Source organism: Streptomyces sp. NPDC048349, from assembly GCF_040651925.1.
In the GTDB taxonomy this organism is placed as follows: domain Bacteria; phylum Actinomycetota; class Actinomycetes; order Streptomycetales; family Streptomycetaceae; genus Streptomyces.
Window position 1 is genome coordinate 1 of record NZ_JBEZLA010000141.1, and the last position, 3,493, is coordinate 3,493.

General features: G+C 72.1%; 4 protein-coding genes. 1 reads left to right on the top strand and 3 read right to left on the bottom strand.

The features are described 5' to 3' along the window. Positions 1 to 391: 391 nt before the first annotated feature. On the bottom strand, positions 392 to 1,399 hold the full coding sequence (locus AB0D44_RS34260) for a stage II sporulation protein M (RefSeq protein ID WP_362598793.1): 1,008 nt from the start codon (positions 1,397 to 1,399) through the stop codon (positions 392 to 394). Between the two features lie 111 nt (positions 1,400 to 1,510). Here AB0D44_RS34260 and AB0D44_RS34265 point away from each other — a divergent pair, with 111 nt between their 5' ends. Then, positions 1,511 to 2,473, top strand: a complete 963-nt coding sequence (locus AB0D44_RS34265) for an RDD family protein (RefSeq protein WP_362598796.1) — start codon at positions 1,511 to 1,513, stop codon at positions 2,471 to 2,473. Between the two features lie 207 nt (positions 2,474 to 2,680). On the opposite strand, the gene AB0D44_RS34270 is transcribed toward AB0D44_RS34265, so the two are convergent. Both AB0D44_RS34270 and AB0D44_RS34275 read right to left on the bottom strand, forming a co-directional pair. Further along, the gene (locus AB0D44_RS34270) at positions 2,681 to 3,298 is read right to left on the bottom strand and encodes a hypothetical protein (protein WP_362598799.1); all 618 of its coding nucleotides are present in this window, start codon (positions 3,296 to 3,298) and stop codon (positions 2,681 to 2,683) included. 100 nt (positions 3,299 to 3,398) lie between these two features. Beyond that, on the bottom strand, positions 3,399 to 3,493 hold a 95-nt coding region (locus AB0D44_RS34275; protein ID WP_351650166.1), incomplete at its 5' end, for an adenosylhomocysteinase.

Sequence of the window (3,493 nt, forward strand, 5' to 3'; positions counted from 1 at the left end):
ACGCTTCCTTCGTACTCACCCTCAGCAACACTGGCTGGGGCTTTCCTCCGGGCTTTCGTTCTGTGTTCTTGCGTTTCCGACTCTATCAGACTCTTCGGGCCCGATTTCCTCGGTGCTTTCCAGGTTCTGCGCTTTCGCGCTTTCCCTTTCCGGCGATTCCGACTCTATCAGAGGATTTCCACCGGATTTACCGGCTTCGGATCCTTGAATGAGGAGTCGAGTGCGCCCCGCCGGAATTCCATTCCTTGCAGGGGCGAGAAAGATTGTAAGCCGTCGCCGTCGAGCTTGTCCAGTCCGCGGCAACCGTTGAAATCTACCTCCCCGCTCGCACCCTGTCAAGAGGGCTTGCGGGACGACGAGAGACTAGCAGCTCGTCGGGCACCTACGCACATCAGGCCGCGGTCGGGAGCGTCGCCGTGCGGTCGGCGGCCTCCACGTCGCCCGCCTCGCCGGCGCGGGAGGCCCGCCCGCCCAGGATGAAGACGTAGAGCAGGAAGGCGGCCTCGGCGACGACGCCGATGGTGATGCGGGCCCAGGTGGGCAGGCCGGACGGGGTCACGAAGCCTTCGATCAGGCCCGAGACGAAGAGGACCGCCGCGAGGCCGATGGCCATGCCGAGGGCCGCTCGGCCCTGTTCGGCGAGGGCGGTGCGGCGGGTGCGGGGGCCCGGGTCGATGACCGTCCAGCCCAGGCGCAGACCAGTGCCGGCGGCGACGAAGACCGCCGTGAGCTCGAGCAGGCCGTGCGGGAGGATCAGACCGAGGAACACGTCGAGTCGGCCGGCGGAGGCCATCAGACCCAGGCCCACACCGAGGTTGGCCATGTTCAGGAAGAGGATCCAGAGCACCGGGAGCCCGAGGAAGGCACCGAGGACGAGGCAGATCGCCGCCGCCTGGGCGTTGTTCGTCCACACCTGGGCGGCGAAGGAGCCCGCGGGGTGGCTCGAGTAGTACGTCTCGTACTGGCCCCCCGGCTTCGTGAGCTCCTTGAGGTGGTCGGGGGCCGCGATGGCGCCCTGGACCTCCGGGTGCGTGGCTATCCACCAGCCGATGAGGACGCCGAGGGCCGTGGACAGCAGCGCGGTCGGTATCCACCAGCGGCGGGTGCGGTACACCGCGGCCGGGAAGCCCACGGTGAAGAAGAGGACCGCGTCGCGCCAGCCGGCGCGGCGGGTGCCCGTCACGGTGGCGCGGGCGCGGGCGACCAGCTGGGTGAGGCGTCCCGTGAGCATCGGGTCGGGGGCGCTGGACTGGACGAGGGAGAGATGGGTGGAGGTGCGCTGGTAGAGGGCGACGAGTTCGTCGGCCTCGGCGCCGGTCAGCTTGCGGCCGCGGCCCAGCAGCTGCTCCAGGCGGTCCCATTCCGCGCGGTGTGCCGTCACGAAGACGTCGAGATCCATCCGGTTGCCGCTCCCCTGCCCCAGTGCCCCTGCTGCTGGCTATTCCTCGTGTGGTCAGCTTGGCAGACTGGATGCCTCAGGGGCGGGGCAGGTCACGTGAAAGGTGCTGCGGTGAGCGATCTGGTGACGGGGGACGCGGTCGTCCTGGGGTTGAGGCCGGCGAGGCTGCCGAGCCGGGCGCTGGCGATCGTCCTCGACCTGGTCGTCTACATCGCCGGGTACGTGATCCTGTCGATCGGCCTGGCCTTCTCGATCTCCTCGCTCGACGAAGCCGCGCAGGCGGCCGTGACGGTGGCGTCCTTCGTGCTGCTGCTGGTCGGCGTGCCGATCGCGGTGGAGACGCTGACCCACGGCCGGTCGCTGGGGAAGCTCGCCTGCGGGTTGCGGGTGGTGCGGGACGACGGCGGGCCGATCCGGTTCCGCCATGCGCTGGTGCGCGGGGCCATGGGGGTCGTGGAGCTGCTGATGACCTTCGGGGCCGTGGCGTGCATCGCCTCGCTGGTATCGGCGCGCGGGCGGCGGCTCGGTGACGTGTTCGCCGGGACCCTGGTCGTTCGGGAGCGGGTGCCGGGGGCGCGCGTGATGCCGGTGCCCCCGCCGCCGCCGTGGCTGGCCGGGCGGTTCAGCGGGCTGGATCTGTCGGCGGTGCCGGACGGGCTGTGGCTGGCGGTACGGCAGTACCTGACGCGCATGGACCAGCTGGATCCCCGGGTGGGTGCGGCGATGGCGGCGCGGCTCGCGGACGATCTGGTCGCGCGGACCGGCGCACCCGCGCCGGTGGGGGTGCCTGCCGCCGCGTTCCTGATGGCCGTGGTGCACGAGCGGCAGTCGCGGGATGCGGCCCGGGCGTTCCGGCAGGCCGCCGCCCCGTCTGCCGCGGCCGGATTCGCCCCGGCTCCCGCGGCCGGGTACGGCGCCGGCCCGGGGTACGCCCCCGTGCTCGCGGGAGATCCCGTGGCCGCGGCCGGTCCCGGCCCCCTGGCCGGTCCGGCGCCCGTTCCGCACGTCGCTCCCGCGCCGGTGGCGGCGCCGGCGGAGGCGCCGCGCGCCGGCGGGTTCGCGCCGCCCGCCTAGGCCGTCTATTTCGGATCTTGCTCCCCCAGCTACCGCTGGGAGGTGCCCCCAGACCCGCGCCGCCCGGCACCGCACCTCGCTGCGTTGTCGGGGCTCCCGAGTACGTCCAGTACACGGGAGCCCCTCCGCCTTGCGATGCACGGCACCGGACGACGCGGGCTTAACCGGCAAGATCCGAAAGAGACGACCTAGGCCTCTGACCGGACGTCACTCCTCGAAGGTCGAGGGCGGGGTCTCCAGGTGTTCGAGTTCGATGCCCGGGGCGGACAGGACCACGTCGCCCGCGATGTGGACCGTGTGGACCTCGCCGGTGTCCAGGGCGCTGATCTGGTACTCGTCCACCAGGAGCGGGCCGCTGTCGGTGGGGTGCTCCTCGCGGCGCAGCAGGGCCCAGGCCTGGTCGACCGTGCGGGGGGCCAGTACGGGGTCGGTGAGGGCGAGGAGCCGGACGCGGGTGGCGGGGGCTCCGGGTGTCAGGCGCAGCAGGCGGGCCGTCGCGATGAGGAAGGCCGGTGAGGTGCCGGTGAAGCCGGGGGCGCGGACGTTGCCCTCGGTGGCCTCGGCGCCCGTGGGGTCGGTACGGACCCAGGTGACGCCGTCGATGGCGGCCCCCCGGACCTGCCAGCTGGAGGCGTTCACCTCGAGGCGGATGGGGCGGCCGAGTTCGTCGATGGCCAGGTCGACGGAGCCCCGGTGGTCGCCGTTCGGGGCGGTCAGCTGGGCGACGTACCGCCAGCCCGAGGGGCCGGGGGCGCAGTGGAAGTGCTCCTCGCCGAGCGGGGTGTGGTCGTGCGGGTCGTGGAGGGAGTAGCGGCCGCGGGGCATCGTGTCGGTCCTTGGATGGGTACGGGGCAGGCCCCCGGCATCTCGCCGGGGGCCTGCGTGACGTGCTGCTGCTCCTGCCGCTGCTACTGCCGTGCGGGGATCAGTAGCGGTAGTGGTCGGGCTTGTACGGGCCCTCGACCTTGACGCCGATGTACTCGGCCTGCTCCGGACGCAGGGTGGTGAGCTTGACGCCCA

Bases quoted from the DNA above. Each gene is read 5' to 3' on its own strand.
- AB0D44_RS34260 (WP_362598793.1), bottom strand. From the start codon at position 1,399: ATGGATCTCGACGTCTTCGTGACGGCACACCGCGCGGAATGGGACCGC.
- AB0D44_RS34270 (WP_362598799.1), bottom strand. From the start codon at position 3,298: ATGCCCCGCGGCCGCTACTCCCTCCACGACCCGCACGACCACACCCCG.